The sequence below is a fragment of the Bacillus sp. AP8 genome, assembly GCF_000321185.1.
GTDB classification, from domain to species: domain Bacteria; phylum Bacillota; class Bacilli; order Bacillales; family DSM-1321; genus Bacillus_AD; species Bacillus_AD massilioanorexius.
This window is the reverse complement of the sequence record NZ_CAPG01000034.1, coordinates 81,346-96,877: the sequence shown is the minus strand read 5'-3', so window position 1 is coordinate 96,877 and position 15,532 is coordinate 81,346. Positions and strand designations below refer to the sequence as shown.

Below are 15,532 nucleotides of genomic sequence, written 5' to 3'. Positions count from 1 at the left end.
TCAATGGCAGATAAAGATTTGAATATGTTAGATCATTTAGATGAGCTCCGTAAACGTTTAATTATTATTGCAATAGCATTTGTTGTTTTCTTCTTAATAGGTTTTTTAAATGTTGAACCAATATATCATTGGTTTGTTAGAGGTTTAGATACACAGTTAATAGTATTAGGACCAGGTGAAATCATTTGGGTTTACTTTAAATTAGCGAGTATAATTGCCATTGCAGGTACAATACCAGTCTTTGCCTTACAATTATGGCTTTTTGTTAAACCAGCTCTAAAAAAGAATGAGATTAGATTGACACTATCCTATGTACCAGGTCTTTTTGTTTTATTTATCTTAGGGTTATGTTTTGGGTACTATGTAATATTTCCTTCGATTATGCATTTCTTAATTGAATTAAGTGGAGATATGTTTGTAACCAATTTTACAGCAGAAAAATATTTTAGCTTTTTAATCAATATGACTTTACCAATTGCTTTAGTTTTTGAATTACCTGTAATTGTGATGTTCCTCACATCAATTGGATTACTAAATCCGAAAGTCTTGTCTAAATTTAGAAAGTATGCATATTTCATCCTAATAATCATTGCTGCAATGATTACACCGCCTGATTTTATCTCGAATATTCTCGTTTCAATCCCGCTGATTTTGTTATACGAAATTAGTATCAGTCTTTCTCGAATTGTATATAAGAAACGACAAAAGCGATTGAATTCAGAAGTGGATTTTGAAGATTATGAAGAGGTAAAATAAAAAACATCAGCAACTAGCTGATGTTTTTTATTATCCTATAGTAATTATAGGGGGTCGTATTTTTGTTAGCCGAATAAGACAAAGAGAGTTATGCTTTTGGCATAGGAGTTGGTGTTGGCTTTGCATAGCCTTCTTTATATTTCTCGTCAATATATTTTCTAATTTCTACTGGGGTTTTACCTTTGTTTAACAGTACAACAGATTCGGCTGCGATTTCTTGGCAGACTCCACAGCGAGTACCATGATCATCCCATACGATCGAGCCGTCCTCGTTGTTTTTAAAAACAAAACAGTCATAGTTATTTTTATGATTAGCCGATTCACCACATCCGCAATAACATGGCATACTTTCTAATAAATCTTTATGTTTAGCAGCAGCACTGTAAACTAATTGCATTTCTTCAGGTTTATCAGCTAAAAAAGTAGGTAATTTTTCAACGCTGCTTGTTTTTTCTTGGATGTCGCCATTTTCTGCATGTTGTGTATGATTATCGTTAGAATGTGATTGTTCATCCTCATTTGATTTATTAGAGGAACATCCTGCTAGTGCTAATATAACTGCAGTCAGTATTGGCAAGAATAGTTTCTTTAATTTCATGTCATCACCTTTATTTTTTAATTAAATTCCATTATATAGTAACATACAATAATACTAAAATCTTCTATTTTTTGCTTACTTAGGAAATTTCAGCTTTGATCATAAAGAAGATATTCTTTTATTGTTCTAGCTAGTTTGATAGAATAATGTAAGAAAGTAGCATTTCAATAAAGGGATGGATGGGATTTTTTTGAGGAAAATTAGTGTAAAATTCGGGATATTATTCTTACTAATCGTACTTGCTGGATGTAAAGCGGAGGCTATTCCAAACAGTACTAATTGGGAATTAGAAGATTTTTCAGTAACAAATCAAGATCGTTCACCTGTGTCTCTTGACGATTACAAAGGAAAAGTCACTGTTGTTAATTTTATTTTTACGAACTGTAATGATGTTTGCTTACCAATGACTTCTAATATGTCAAAGTTACAATCAGCTTTAAAAGAAAAGGGATTTAAAGATGTAGAACTTTTATCTTTTAGCATCGACCCAACAGTAGATTCGCCAGAAAAGCTAAAACAATTTGGGGACCAATTCAAAGCAAATTATTCAAATTGGAGTTTTGTAACCGGTTATAATCAATCATATATTGAGAAATTTGCAGAAAAAAATTTTCATATGATAGTGAAGAAACCGGAGGCGTCTGATCAAGTGCTGCATGGTACAGATTTTTTTCTTGTGAATGAAGAAGGTAGCATTGTAAAAAACTATCCAGGTACAACTAAGTTCCCACTTGAAGAAATTTTAAAGCATATAAAAATTTTACAAAAATAATGATCTCTCGTCTATCATCCAAGGTTGAAATTCAGCATCAAAGGGAGTGAAGAACATGCTTAAGAAAATGATTGTATTATCTTTCATTTGTGTCCTATTATCTTCGTGTTCTTTACCTGATTTTAAGACGAAACTAACGAATCAAAATGTAAATGAAGCGCAATCAGAACAAAAATCGCAAATAGAACAAGAAGAGAAGAACCAATCCTTTGTAGATCAAACTCCAGCAGACCTTAAAATCGCTACAATTGGTGATTCTTTAACAAAAGGCGTTGGTGATCATTCTGAAAATGGTGGTTATCAAGCAACTTTATCTGCCCATCTAGAAAAAGATCAAAAGATCAAAGACATTAGTATATCGCATGATGGTAAAAAAGGGCTAACGTCAAAAGGGTTGGTTAACAAAATTCAAAATGATGAAGTGATGAGTGTTTTAAAGCAAGCTGATGTAATCATTATTACAATCGGTGGAAATGACGTGATGAAGGTTGTAAAAGAAAACTTTAAGCATTTAAAAACTTCATATTTTGAAAAAGGAATGCAGAGCTATGAAAAAAATGTACGAGAAGTATTAACTACTATTCGTGCGCAAAATAAGGATGCAGATATTTATTTAATGGGTTTATATAATCCGTTTGATAAGTGGTTTAGTAATATAAAAGAATTTGATGAAATTTTGTTGGAGTGGAATCGAACAAGTGAAGAAATAGCGAAATCATTCGATAACGTTCATTTAGTCAAAATTAGTTCTTTGTTTGAAAACGATAAAGAAAATTTGATTTATGAGGAAGATTACTTTCATCCAAATTCAAAAGGATATCAATTAATGGGAAATGCGGTTTATGAAGAATTGAAAAAATATACGATTTCTCCAACTGAACAACAAGAGAATAAAGAAAACTAATCATATTAAGGTTAAGGAGGAATCAACTTGAGATCAAGAACTAAGAAAAGAAATGTATGGAAAATTCTTTTCTTTACACTAGTTGGAATTATTGTGGCTTCTTTACTATCTATTGTTATTCTAGTGGGAATTCCAAGTGAAGTCCCTGAAATAGATAATTCAAAATCAAACTCTGAGGAAACATCGATTCTTCTTCAAAGTAATAAAGAAAGCTTAAATCAATTAATTAATAATAATATAGCTAAATATCAGAAAACGGGCTCGTTTCAATATGACGTTAGATTGACAGATGTTATTGAATTATATACGACAATACCTGTTTTTGATAATAATCTTCAATTAAAGATGACGTTTAAACCATATACTTTAGAGAATGGAGATTTATTATTGAAACAAGAGACAATGAAATTAGGGCAAATGAAATTGCCTGTTTCTTATGTCATGAATTTTATTAAAAAACAGAATGATTTACCGGAATGGCTTGTGATCAATCCGAAAAAGGAAGAAATTCAAGTACTCCTTTCCGAGATTATTTTAGTAGATCATTATACAATGAAAGTAAATAACTTTGATTTGAAAAAGGACGATATTTCCTTTCGGTTAGTCATACCTTCAGAAGGAGTGAAGAGTCATTAAGTTAATGATTCATTAACTGACTGCACACTCAATATCATGATAAAAAAACCTAGTAGAACATTCAATTTGAATGGCTTTCTAACTAGGTTTTTTTATTAGGAGTATATGAATTTTTTTGTTTGAACAAACTTTGTGAAATATTACGAAGTAGGGTGCCTAGGTTGAGTTTTGCTCCTGATGCTTGTTACTCATGTTGTTCATTATGGAGAAAGAATTAATGCTTCTAATGGTGCTCTTTCGTTCTCTAACCCGATAATATAAATAGAATGAATGGTATTAGGCATGAATTCTGTATTTGGTATCTCTAATGCAATAGTTTCTGTACCTGAAAGTCGAGCTTCAAGATCTAAAGTCATAGGAGTAACGCCTAAATAATTTGTTGACTTTCGAAATGGAATATTTGTAAATACACAATCAGCATGTTTAACTGCCAAATCCATTGGTGCTGTTTCTGGAGACAAATGGATGAAACGTAGCTTTGCTTCGCCATTTGGGACATTAAATTCTTCATGGTAAGTAAGAAGTTTAAGGTTGTTTTCACTACCCACTGTTGCAAGAGTATAACTTTTACCGCTTTCAACAATGATTTTTCTGCTAATGATGGTGGATATTTGGTTCCCGGTTGGATAAATGTCCATTTGATATTTCCCTTTAGGTAAAGCTAAATAATCCGTTACACTTTTATAAGGAAAATCTTTTATTATTCTAGTGCCATTAACGTAAATATCTACATTAGGCGCATCAGGTGCAACATGTAGTAATCTTATTTTTGCTTGTTGCTCTGGTGTTGAATCAGTGAAAGCAGATCTTTCGGATGCTACTGCTTTTTGTATGTTATTGTAATGTTTTTTATAGTAATAAATGTGTAAGGTAGGATTAATATATTTATAGTAATCTGCTAATAAACCATATTTTTCTGCTTTGGCTAAGTAATGATCAGGTGACATTGAATACATGCTAAATCTCCTCTCAATTTCCTATTATTCAGTGTTAAAAATCACAAAGATAGCCACTTAAAGATAAAAATAGTTATTCTTTAAGTGGAGTGTCACAATATTTTATTTAGTACATACTAATTTCATTTACTCATTTTTCGTACGTTATAAATGTATGCATAATAACTTGGGTAGGTGTCATATGAAATTTCTTTATTTTACACTCTCTTCACCCAGCTATTGAAAGGTAATAATAAGTGCTTATATTTGGATGATGGAAATAAAAAAGGTAAAATGAATGCAGTTCTTAAATAAATACATACTTAACCATAAAGGAGTGAATAGTATGGATAGAAAAGTAGAAATTGCAACCTTTGCTGGTGGATGTTTTTGGTGTATGGTTAAACCATTTGATCGATATGATGGTGTTGAAAAAGTCGTTTCTGGGTATACAGGAGGTACAAAAGAAAATCCTACTTATCAAGAAGTGTGTACGGATACTACAGGGCATTATGAAGCTGTTCAAATTACCTTTCACCCTGAAATCATTTCATATGAAAAATTACTTGAAATATTTTGGATGCAAATTGATCCAACTGATGTGGGTGGACAATTTTATGACCGTGGTGGCTCCTATAAATCAGCGATATTTTATCATAACGAAGAACAAAAACATCTAGCAGAAAAATCAAAACAGAATTTAGAAAAAAGCGGTAGATTTCCTTTGAAAATAGTAACTCCTATAATACCTGCTTCTACCTTTTATGAAGCTGAAGAATATCATCAACAGTATTATAAGAAAAATCCAGATCACTATAATTCCTATCATGTTGGATCTGGAAGAGCTGGTTTTATAAAACAATACTGGGGTGATAAAAATGAATAATGAAGACTTAAAAAAGAAATTAACTTCTATTCAATATGAGGTAACACAAAATAATGCAACAGAACCACCTTTTCAAAATGAATACTACAATAATAAAAAATCGGGAATTTATGTTGATATCATTTCTGGAGAACCTCTATTCACTTCACTTGATCAATTTGATGCTGGCTGCGGATGGCCAAGTTTTACAAAGCCAATCAAAGAGGAAGAAATAATTGAAAAATTTGATGATAGCTATGGAATGAGAAGAACGGAAGTGAGAAGCAAAACAGCTAATTCACATTTAGGTCATGTTTTTCCGGATGGTCCTGGTCCAAAAGGGTTACGATATTGTATTAATTCAGCTTCATTACGCTTCATTCCAGTAGAATCATTAGAAAAAGAAGGGTATGCAGAGTTTGTGAAACTATTTACATAAGTATCGCTTTTATGATAAAGTATGTTCTTGAAAAATAGAAATTTCTATTTTGAAATAGTTTTAAACTTGAAAGGCGGCAATAAAATGTTCTTTAAAAAAACTTTTTGGCAAAAAAAATGAAACTGAAGCAACAAATGAAAAAGTAGAACCTTTAATGAATAAGGATGTGCTAGTTGCTCCAGCAACTGGTAAATTAATACCTTTAGAAGAAGTACCTGATCCAGTGTTTGGTCAAAAGATGATGGGAGAAGGTCTTGCTATAGATCCATCTGAAGGAGTAATTGTAGCTCCGATTGATGCGGAAGTTGCTACAATTATTGGTTCGAAGCATGCAATTGGATTAAAAACGAAGAACAACACTGAAATATTAATTCACGTTGGTCTAGAAACAGTTGCTATGGGCGGAGAAGGATTTGAAGTATTTGTAAAAGAAGGAGATCAAGTTAAGCAAGGTGACAAATTGATTACATTTAATTTAGATCTAATTCGTGAAAAAGCAAAAAGTACGATCACACCTGTTATTATTACAAATACAGATGCACAAGAAAAAATTGAAAAAACATCAGAAGCTTCTCTTGTTAAAGGAGAAACAACATTATTAACTGTAACACCTAAATAATTATTATTTCTTAACAGACTTCTCAAAGGAAATACTTTGAGAAGTCTTTGATTAGTAAAAGAGTGAATTCCAAAAGTATCGCTTTTGGAATTCACTCTTTTTTTGATTACTGAAAAATAACTGACATCGTATAAGGGAATGGACGTAAGATAAAAAACAGCCAAGAAAATTTATGGTCTTTAAAAAAAATGGGCATATGCACATACAGACACAAGCCCACCGTCATAATGTATCAGTGTAGCATGACATTAAGAAATCTATGAGGAGCTGAAATATATGTACGGATATGGCGGATATGGATATGGCGGTTGCGGTGGCGGTGGATATGGTTATGGTGGAGGCTGTGGCTGGGGAGGCGGCAGCTTCGCTCTAATCGTAGTATTATTCATCCTTTTAATTATCATTGGAGCTTCCTTCTGTGGAGGAACTTGTGGCTGCTAATAAAAAAACGAAAGAGTTTGAAGCTTAGTTATAAGCTTCAAACTCTTTTTGCCGAAAAAGGGCATGTAAATATCATTTCAAATGATTATGTGTAAAATTGAGCTTCTCAAGGGAATGAACTAAGCGAACTATTTTAAAGAATGTTTATTGAAAAATTTAAAATTTATCATACTGACTTAACTCATATGAAGATTCTCTTGTTCATCTTTTTTTGGGTAAATGGCAATGTCTGAATGGAATGTGAATGCAAAAATATTAGCAAGAAAAATATATATACTCATATACATAATAGTAGCCTATTGTTAGGGGGAAATATGTGATGCAAGATTCTCCGCTTATTAAACCAGATTTATCTCAAAGTTATCCCATGATCGAACGAGGAGAAGGAGTGTATCTTTATGATAAGGATGGTAAGGAATATATAGATGCTTCTTCTGGAGCAATTACAGTAAATATTGGTCACGGTGTAGATGAAATTAAACAAGCAATGATAAAACAAGTTGAACAGGTTTCCTTTGTTTATCGTTCGCAATTTACAAGTGAGCCTGCTGAGCTTCTAGCGGCGAAATTAAGGGATTTAACAGCTCGAGGACTAACATATAGCTTCTTTGTAAATAGCGGCTCAGAAGCCACGGAAACAGCCTTAAAAATCGCCCTGCAGTATTGGCAAGAGAAAGGTCAGCATAAAAAGACAAAAATAATATCTAGATGGATGAGTTATCACGGGATTACATTAGGGGCATTATCGATGTCTGGTCATACTGTTCGAAGAGAGCGTTTTTGTATATTATTGGAAAGTTATCCGTCGGTATCTCCACCATATTGTTATCGATGCCCATATGATAAAATATATCCTTCTTGTGAACTGAAATGCGCAGATGAGTTGCAATCGATGATCCGGAAAATGGGTAAGGAAAATATTGCGGCATTCATTTGTGAACCTGTAGTCGGTGCCGCAGGAGGAGCCATTTCTTCACCTCCAGGTTATTTAAAAAAAATAAAACAAATATGTAAAGAGAATGATATTTTACTTATCGCTGATGAGGTTATGACAGGTATTGGCCGCACTGGTACGATATTAGGTTGTGATCATGATCAGATGATTCCTGACATAGTAGCATTTGGAAAAGGGATGAGCGGTGGTTATACACCAATTGCAGCTACACTGGTAAGTGAAAAGGTCATGAGACCCATTATAGAAGGATCGGGTAGTATTATGAGCGGTCATACGTTTAGTGCGAATCCGTTATCATGCGCCGTTTCTCTTGCTGTGATTGAGTATTTAGAAAGTCATAATATCATACAGCAGGTTGAACAAAAAGGCATTTTCATTCAATCAGAATTAAAAAAATTACAAAATAAATATTCTTTTATAGGTGATGTGAGAGGAAAAGGATTACTGATAGGCATTGAATGTGTTCAGGACTTTGAAACGAAAAAACCATTCGATAGAGATGTTCGACTGACTAATACAATCATTCAGCTTGCCCAACAAAATGGACTTCTACTTTATCCAGCGCAAGCAGGTATAGATGGTCTTATTGGTGACGCATTTATTATTGCTCCACCATTAACGATATTGCATCAAGAAATTTCAGAGCTAATATCACGATTGGATCAAACATTTGAACATATTCAACAATGGCTAAATCAAGCTAACATAACAACTAAATAGGAGGATTATATGAAAAATTTATTCAATAAAATTGTCTCCATTGATTCTCTTCGTGACTTATTTCGTGATGAAATGTCTATAATGTTTGGGGGATTTGGAGGAATAGGTTCTCCGCCTACATTAATCGATTATATATATTCTCTTGAAATTAAAGAATTAACCTTAATTGGAAATGATACCGGTTTTCCTCAAATAGGTATTGGAAAACTTGTTACTGGTAAAAGAGCAAAAAAGCTGATTGTATCTCATATCGGTTCAAATCCAAATGCAGGATTACAAATGACAAATAAGGAATTGGATATTGAGTTTTCACCTCAAGGTATATTAATGGAGCGTATTAGAGCGGGAGGTTCAGGGATTAAAGGATTTTTATCTAATATTGGTGTCAACCATGAAGCTGTAAGATTGGATAAACAAACTATCACTGTAAATGAAGAGGAGTACCTACTAGAAACGAGTCTAACAGCTGACGTTTCTATTATTTTTGCAAAAGCCGCAGATGAATTTGGCAATCTTATTTTTGATAAAAGTGCACGGAATACGAATCCACTTATCGCTATGGCTGGAGATTTGACGATTGTAGAAGCAGAACATATTGTTCCTTTAGGCGCTTTACATGCTGAAGAAATCATTACTCCAGGAGTCTATATTGATTATATTGTCCAATCGAACGGGGTGAATTGGAAATGGGCATGGGAATAGATAATCGAATGAAAATTGCCGTTAGAGCAGCACAAGAAATAGTTCCAGGCAAGATTGTAAATTTAGGAATTGGCATTCCATCATTAATACCAAATTTTGTGACTAGTAAGGAGAAAGTTTTTTTTCAAGCAGAAAATGGCATACTTGGAATTGCTGGTACACCTGAAAGCGGTCAAGAAGATGAAAATTTATGCAATGCAGGAGGCTTTCCAATTACTTTAAGAGAGGGTGGAAGTTACTTTGATAGCGCCTATGCATTTAGTATGATACGCAAAGGAAAAATCGATATAACGGTATTGGGTGCTCTACAAGTGAGTGAAAAAGGAGATTTAGCAAATTGGATTGTTCCTGGTAAAAAAGTTCCTGGTATGGGGGGAGCTATGGAACTAGCAAGCTGTGCCAAGAAAGTGATAGTTACAATGAATCATTGTAATAAAAATGGCAGTTCTAAAATTGTGAAATGCTGTGATTTACCATTAACTGCATCAGGTTGTGTACATATGATTATTACCGAAATGGGAGTATTTCGAATTGTAGATGAACAGCTGTATTTAGAGGAAATCTTTCATCCATATAGCGTAACTGATATTGAAATGAAGACTGATGCTACTTTTAATGTAAGTGAAACATTACAATTTATATAAATGGAGAGAAGCCTATGACGGTTAAAAATATCGTTCGAAATTGGATTAGAACTCATGAATATAAAGCTACCACCTTATTAAAGAAAATGGTTCAGCAGCGATCTGTTCGAGGAAATGAGGGAAAGGCTCAAGCGATTGTTGTTGAGAAGTGTCGACAATTAGGTTTGGAGATTGATTTATGGGATATCGACGAGAATCCAGAAATAAAGCATCATCCATATTTTCATTGCGATCGAAGTGATTTTTCGGGAAATCCTAATTTAGTTGCTGTCTTAAAAGGGAGTGGAGAAGGAAAATCAATTATTCTCAATGGACACATTGATGTTGTACCTGAAGGAAATGTGGAAGATTGGGACCAATCTCCATACAGTGGCTACGAAAAAAATGGGAAAATTTATGGGCGTGGTACAACAGATATGAAGGGGGGAAACGTTGCACTTTTATTAGCGATAGAATCGATTATAAAGAATGATATACAATTAAAAGGAGATATTATTTTTCAAAGTGTAATAGAGGAGGAAAGTGGCGGAGCTGGAACATTAGCAACCGTGTTAAGAGGATACAAAGCAGATGCTGCATTAATTCCAGAACCAACAAGTATGAAATTTTTCCCTCATCAACAAGGTTCCTTATGGTTTCGTCTACGTATAAAAGGAAAACAGGCACACGGAGGAACTCGTTATGAAGGAGTAAGTAGTTTGGATTTATCGTATTTTGTTATAGAACAAATAAAGGAACTAGAAACAACTCGAAATCAAAGCTTACTAGATAAACCGTTGTATAGAAATATTTCGATACCAGTCCCAATAAATATAGGCACATGCCGAAGTGGAAACTGGCCTTCTTCTGTTCCAGATTTGACGGTTTTAGAAGGGAGATATGGCGTCTCTCCGTATGAAAGTGTCGAAGAAGCGATGTTAGAAATGGAAGAAATAATTGACAGAATCAATCAAACGAATAGTTGGTTTAAACAAAAACCAATTGAATTTGAGTGGTTTGGGGCACGTTGGTTACCAGGTAAAATGGATGTGAATCATCCTTTTATGCAAACTATTTTACAAAACTATCAAGCTATTGAACATAAAGAAGCTGTTATTGAGGCTTCTCCCTGGGGAACAGATGGAGGTATTTTATCGACAGTTGGGAATATTCCGGTAATGGTATTCGGACCTGGTACTACGGAAAAAGCGCATGATTGTAATGAATATATTGAAATTGCCTCAATTGTAAAAACTGCTGAAATTATTGCTTGTACATTAATCGATTGGTGTGGAGTTGATGAAACTATTAAATAATGAAAGAGTGGTTTGATGAATCAATTACCTTATTCCATTTATGAAGATTTAGACGATTGCACATACACATTAGCAAGAGATGATTATAATAAACGAATAAGAATAGATGAATATTATGGAAATATTGACAGTGTGTTAAATTCAGCTGAAGAACATGTTGTTGCAAGCAATTGCGAAAAATTAATTTTTAAGGCTAGACAAGAAGACTTTCAAACTTTATTATCCAGAAACTTTGTTCTAGAGGCTAAGGTTGATAAATATTATTTAGGTAGCGATATGTATTTCTTTTGCAAGTACTACACATCAGATCGCCGCAAAAGTGATTATTGGGCTGAAGAAGATTATTTACTTGAAAATATATATAACAATAAAGAAAAGCAAAAACCAAAAGCCTCCATTGATCAATACACATTAAAAATATGTGATGAAACAGATGCAGATTATTTAGCAGAATTATATAGTTCTGTATTTAAAATATATCCTGTTCCATTAAATAATCCAGAATATATAAAAAAGTGTATGAGGAGTGGAAGTGTATATATGGGATTTTGGCATAACGGTAAGATAATGAGTTCAGTTTGTGCCGAGATGAACGATACGTATCATAATGCTGAAATAACAGATTGTGCTACCTTGCCCGAATATAGGCAGTTTGGCTTAATGCAAATTTTAATTGCTCATATTGAAAAAGAGTTACATAAAAAGAAAATCTTTTGTTTGTATTCTATTGCTAGAGCTCGTTCGTACGGAATGAATGCAGCTTTTTATCGCTTAGGCTATGAGTATAGAGGTAGATTAGCCAATAACTGTTATATTTATGAGGATATTGAAGATATGAATGTTTGGGTTAAAAATATTTAACGCCGAAAAACCGGCAACAAAAGATGAATATTCAGCACAAGGAGAGTAAAAGTGCCTTGTTAGCCTTGACCTTTATAACGACATGGCTAGAAGGTGCTTTTCTTTTTGTACAAGTTGTCTTTTGACCTAAAATGATTGTCGAAAAGAAAAGGGACCTTTTTTTGATTAAGTTACTTTTTTGAGGCTTGAAAAAGGTGTGTTGTGATAGCAGAAGATGCGCCTATGTTATTGGCTATTTTCACATACTTTGTTTTCAATCAACAAGGTAGTGAATATAGGCTAAGTTGAATACCATTTCAGGAGGCATACCTGTCTTGGAGGAGGATCGAATCTTACGTTCCAATCTCCCTTTTTTATCACTGAACTTAGACGAAAGCAACAATCTTATAGAAATCATTCTTGTTATAAATGAAATGCCAATAATTCAGCAAAAGTAGTAAATAATTCAGCCCTGATTCATATACATATAGTAACTAAACCTGATAAAGGAAGTGAAAAAGTGGTTGAAAAAGAAATAGTAACGAAAGAAATAATGGAGTCTATATTGAAGGTCATTGATGAGGGCATACATGTAATAGATTTGGACGGGATGACTATATTTTACAATTCAATAGCGGCTTCACTTGATGGGATGCGTGTCCAAGAGGTAATTGGAAGACATGTTTTAGATGTTTTCCCCTCGCTAACAAAGAAGACAAGTACCTTACTTCAAGTCATTCAAAGTGAAAAAGCAATTTATAATCGTAGTCAATCTTATGTGAATTTACATGGAGTAAAAATTGATACAATCAATACCACTCTCCCCATTTATGTGAATGAAAGACTGATCGGAGCGGTTGAAGTCGCAAAGGATTATACGAAACTGAGAAAGCTATCGGAAAGATTAATTGATTTAGAGAAGGCACATTCAACTGTAGTAAATCGAAAAAAGCGAGCTTTAGGTGCTGTTTATCGGTTTGAGGATTTAATTACGGGAAATCAAGCTTTCAAAGACATTATTGTTAGAGGTAAAAAAGCAGCTAAATCTTCTTCTTCAATCTTGGTATATGGTGAGAGTGGCACAGGAAAAGAATTATTTGTTCAAGGTATACATAATGCTTCTCCACGTCGTGAGCAACCATTTATTGTCCAAAATTGTGCAGCACTTCCAGAATCATTATTAGAAAGTATCATATTTGGTACTGCAAGAGGAAGCTATACAGGCGCGGTAGATAGACCTGGATTATTTGAATTAGCTAATAAAGGAACGTTATTTTTAGATGAAATTCAATCATTAAGTCCTGCATTACAAACGAAGTTACTACGCGTAATAGAAGATGGTGTAGTAAGGAGAGTAGGTGAAACGAAAAGTGTAGGAGTAGATGTTAGAGTTATTGCAGCCCTGAATGTTCATCCTGAGAATGCCTTAAAGGAAAATCTTCTTCGATTAGATTTGTTTTATCGCCTCAATGTTTTAAGCTTTCAATTACCTCCTCTCAGAGAGAGGAAGGATGATATTTTATTACTTATCCAGCATTTTATTCAACAGTATAACGAATCTTTATCTTTAAATATTCAAGGGGTTGAGCATCAGGTGGAACAATTATTCCTCCAACATCAATGGCCAGGAAATGTAAGAGAATTAAAGCATTGTATTGAATATATGATGAATATTACAGAAACAGTATGGTTGAAAAAAAGTGAATTACCGGTCTTTTTTCAAAAGTCATCGAATTTTTTAATGGAACAAGATATCCCGCCACTTAGGGAGGCTTTGAAAAAAAGAGAACAAGAACTGTTAAACAAAGCTTTAGAGCAAACGGGTGGTAATGTTTTAAAAGCGGCACAACTATTGAAAATACCAAGGCAAACCTTACAGTATAAATTAAAAAATGTATAAAGAATAAGAAATCAATGATTAAAAGAAAAACTGAATCCTAAAAAGATTCATTTTTTTTGGCATATTACTTGCATTATTACCTAGCAAAGAGCGAGGAGGTATTATGCATGAAGGATTTTTTATATAAACCAAAAAGACATTGGAAAGATATTGAACTATGGAAAGATGTTACGGAAGAGCAATGGAACGATTGGCTCTGGCAACTTACACATACAATTCGAACGTTAGATGAACTAAAACAAGTCATTCATTTAACTCCTGAGGAAGAAGAAGGAGTTTTTATTTCAACAAAAACAATCCCTTTAAATATAACGCCTTACTATGCTTGGTTAATGAACCATGATGATGCTCGTTGCCCAATTAGAATGCAGTCAGTACCCATTGGAAAAGAATTATATAAAACGCAATATGACCTTGAAGATCCTCTGCATGAAGATGAAGACAGTCCTGTTGCAGGTTTAACTCATAGATATCCAGATCGCGTTTTATTTTTGGTGACAAATCAGTGTTCGATGTATTGTCGTTATTGTACAAGAAGAAGATTTTCTGGACAGATTGGGATGGGTGTGCCCAAAAAACAATTAGATGAAGCTATTCAGTATATACGAGACACACCAGAAGTACGAGATGTATTACTTTCTGGTGGAGATGGATTATTAATAAACGATACGATTTTAGAATATATTTTAAAAAATTTACGTTCTATACCGCATGTAGAAATTATCCGAATCGGTACTAGAGCACCCGTTGTATTCCCGCAAAGAATTACAGAAAATCTATGTAATATATTAAAAAAATACCATCCAGTATGGTTGAATACACATTTTAATACAAGTATAGAAGTAACGAAAGAATCTAAAGAAGCTTGTGAGATGTTGGCTAACGCGGGTGTACCTGTAGGAAATCAATCTGTCATTCTAGCAGGAATCAATGATAGTGTACCAATTATGAAAAAGCTCGTGCATGATTTAGTGAAGATTCGCGTTCGTCCTTATTATATTTACCAATGTGATTTATCAGAAGGAATCAGTCATTTTCGTGCTCCAGTTTCAAAAGGCTTGGAAATTATTGAAGGCTTGAGGGGACATACTTCTGGTTATGCATGTCCTACTTTTGTCGTTGATGCTCCTGGTGGTGGTGGAAAAATCTCCTTGCAGCCGAATTATTTATTGTCGCAATCACCGACAAAAACGGTACTAAGGAATTTCGAAGGAGTCATTACGACGTATCCAGAGCCGGAATCTTACACGTCAGGGTTGGCAGATGAATATTTTGAAAGTATTTACGGAACTCAGCAGAAAAAGGAAACCGGCATCTCTGGCTTGCTGCAGGATGAGCAGCTGAATCTTGTCCCGAGCAACATGCCTCGGATTAATAAGCGAAAACAATATGAGGTCAATCCGGAACATGCCTCTTTGAAGGATAAGCGTGCCAAACGTGATGAGCTTAAAGAAAAGAAATTTCAGGCGGAGCAAAAGAAAGCTGCTTCACTGGCGAAGGGGAATGAGTAA

The 15,532-nt window shown here is 33.9% G+C and carries 17 protein-coding genes; 15 read left to right on the top strand and 2 right to left on the bottom strand.

The window, feature by feature from the left end; translation table 11 throughout:
* Nucleotides 1-3: 3 nt before the first annotated feature.
* Nucleotides 4-756, top strand: a complete 753-nt coding sequence (gene tatC / locus BN349_RS08550) for a twin-arginine translocase subunit TatC (protein ID WP_034293930.1) — start codon at nt 4-6, stop codon at nt 754-756.
* A gap of 88 nt (nt 757-844) precedes the next feature.
* On the opposite strand, the gene BN349_RS08545 is transcribed toward tatC, so the two are convergent.
* Entirely contained in the window at nt 845-1,354 is a 510-nt protein-coding gene (locus BN349_RS08545; protein ID WP_019241875.1) for a PCYCGC motif-containing (lipo)protein, read from the bottom strand.
* 190 nt (nt 1,355-1,544) lie between these two features.
* On the opposite strand from BN349_RS08545, the gene BN349_RS08540 reads away from it, so the two are divergent.
* Genes BN349_RS08540 through BN349_RS08530 form a run of 3 tightly spaced genes read left to right on the top strand, consistent with a single transcriptional unit; the run spans nt 1,545 to nt 3,666 of the window.
* A complete protein-coding gene (locus BN349_RS08540) occupies nt 1,545-2,126 on the top strand; it encodes an SCO family protein (protein ID WP_019241874.1) in 582 nt (193 codons plus the stop codon).
* Between the two features lie 55 nt (nt 2,127-2,181).
* Nucleotides 2,182-3,030 (top strand): DUF459 domain-containing protein, encoded by an 849-nt coding sequence (locus BN349_RS23660; RefSeq protein WP_019241873.1) that lies wholly within the window; start codon nt 2,182-2,184, stop codon nt 3,028-3,030.
* A gap of 27 nt (nt 3,031-3,057) precedes the next feature.
* Nucleotides 3,058-3,666: a YpmS family protein gene (locus BN349_RS08530; protein ID WP_019241872.1), complete on the top strand. Its 609-nt coding sequence runs from the start codon at nt 3,058-3,060 to the stop codon at nt 3,664-3,666.
* A gap of 200 nt (nt 3,667-3,866) precedes the next feature.
* On the opposite strand, the gene BN349_RS08525 is transcribed toward BN349_RS08530, so the two are convergent.
* A complete protein-coding gene (locus BN349_RS08525) occupies nt 3,867-4,622 on the bottom strand; it encodes a DUF4397 domain-containing protein (RefSeq protein ID WP_019241871.1) in 756 nt (251 codons plus the stop codon).
* Between the two features lie 325 nt (nt 4,623-4,947).
* On the opposite strand from BN349_RS08525, the gene msrA reads away from it, so the two are divergent.
* The 11 genes from msrA (at nt 4,948) to ablA (ending at nt 15,532) form a co-directional block, all read left to right on the top strand.
* Nucleotides 4,948-5,487, top strand: coding sequence for a peptide-methionine (S)-S-oxide reductase MsrA (gene msrA, locus BN349_RS08520; protein ID WP_019241870.1), 540 nt, complete (start codon nt 4,948-4,950; stop codon nt 5,485-5,487).
* Complete coding sequence (msrB, locus tag BN349_RS08515; protein ID WP_019241869.1) at nt 5,480-5,905, top strand: peptide-methionine (R)-S-oxide reductase MsrB; 426 nt, start codon at nt 5,480-5,482, stop codon at nt 5,903-5,905. Before msrA ends, msrB begins: the two co-directional genes overlap by 8 nt.
* Nucleotides 5,906-6,059: 154 nt before the next feature.
* The gene (locus tag BN349_RS08510) at nt 6,060-6,524 is read left to right on the top strand and encodes a PTS sugar transporter subunit IIA (protein ID WP_019241868.1); all 465 of its coding nucleotides are present in this window, start codon (nt 6,060-6,062) and stop codon (nt 6,522-6,524) included.
* 276 nt (nt 6,525-6,800) lie between these two features.
* Entirely contained in the window at nt 6,801-6,965 is a 165-nt protein-coding gene (locus BN349_RS26870) for a YjcZ family sporulation protein (RefSeq protein ID WP_019241867.1), read from the top strand.
* A gap of 319 nt (nt 6,966-7,284) precedes the next feature.
* Nucleotides 7,285-8,640 carry an aspartate aminotransferase family protein gene (locus BN349_RS08500; RefSeq protein ID WP_019241866.1) on the top strand — a complete coding sequence of 452 codons (1,356 nt, stop codon included), beginning with the start codon at nt 7,285-7,287 and terminating at the stop codon, nt 8,638-8,640.
* Between the two features lie 9 nt (nt 8,641-8,649).
* Entirely contained in the window at nt 8,650-9,342 is a 693-nt protein-coding gene (locus tag BN349_RS08495) for a 3-oxoacid CoA-transferase subunit A (RefSeq protein WP_019241865.1), read from the top strand.
* Nucleotides 9,327-9,986, top strand: a complete 660-nt coding sequence (locus tag BN349_RS08490; protein WP_019241864.1) for a 3-oxoacid CoA-transferase subunit B — start codon at nt 9,327-9,329, stop codon at nt 9,984-9,986. The genes BN349_RS08495 and BN349_RS08490 overlap by 16 nt, the downstream gene beginning before the upstream one ends.
* Nucleotides 9,987-10,000: 14 nt before the next feature.
* Nucleotides 10,001-11,281, top strand: coding sequence for a peptidase (locus BN349_RS08485; protein ID WP_019241863.1), 1,281 nt, complete (start codon nt 10,001-10,003; stop codon nt 11,279-11,281).
* A gap of 15 nt (nt 11,282-11,296) precedes the next feature.
* Complete coding sequence (gene ablB, locus BN349_RS08480; RefSeq protein ID WP_019241862.1) at nt 11,297-12,142, top strand: putative beta-lysine N-acetyltransferase; 846 nt, start codon at nt 11,297-11,299, stop codon at nt 12,140-12,142.
* A gap of 499 nt (nt 12,143-12,641) precedes the next feature.
* A complete protein-coding gene (locus BN349_RS08470; RefSeq protein ID WP_019241860.1) occupies nt 12,642-14,021 on the top strand; it encodes a sigma-54 interaction domain-containing protein in 1,380 nt (459 codons plus the stop codon).
* A 107-nt stretch (nt 14,022-14,128) separates the two neighbouring features.
* Entirely contained in the window at nt 14,129-15,532 is a 1,404-nt protein-coding gene (ablA, locus tag BN349_RS08465) for a lysine 2,3-aminomutase (protein ID WP_019241859.1), read from the top strand.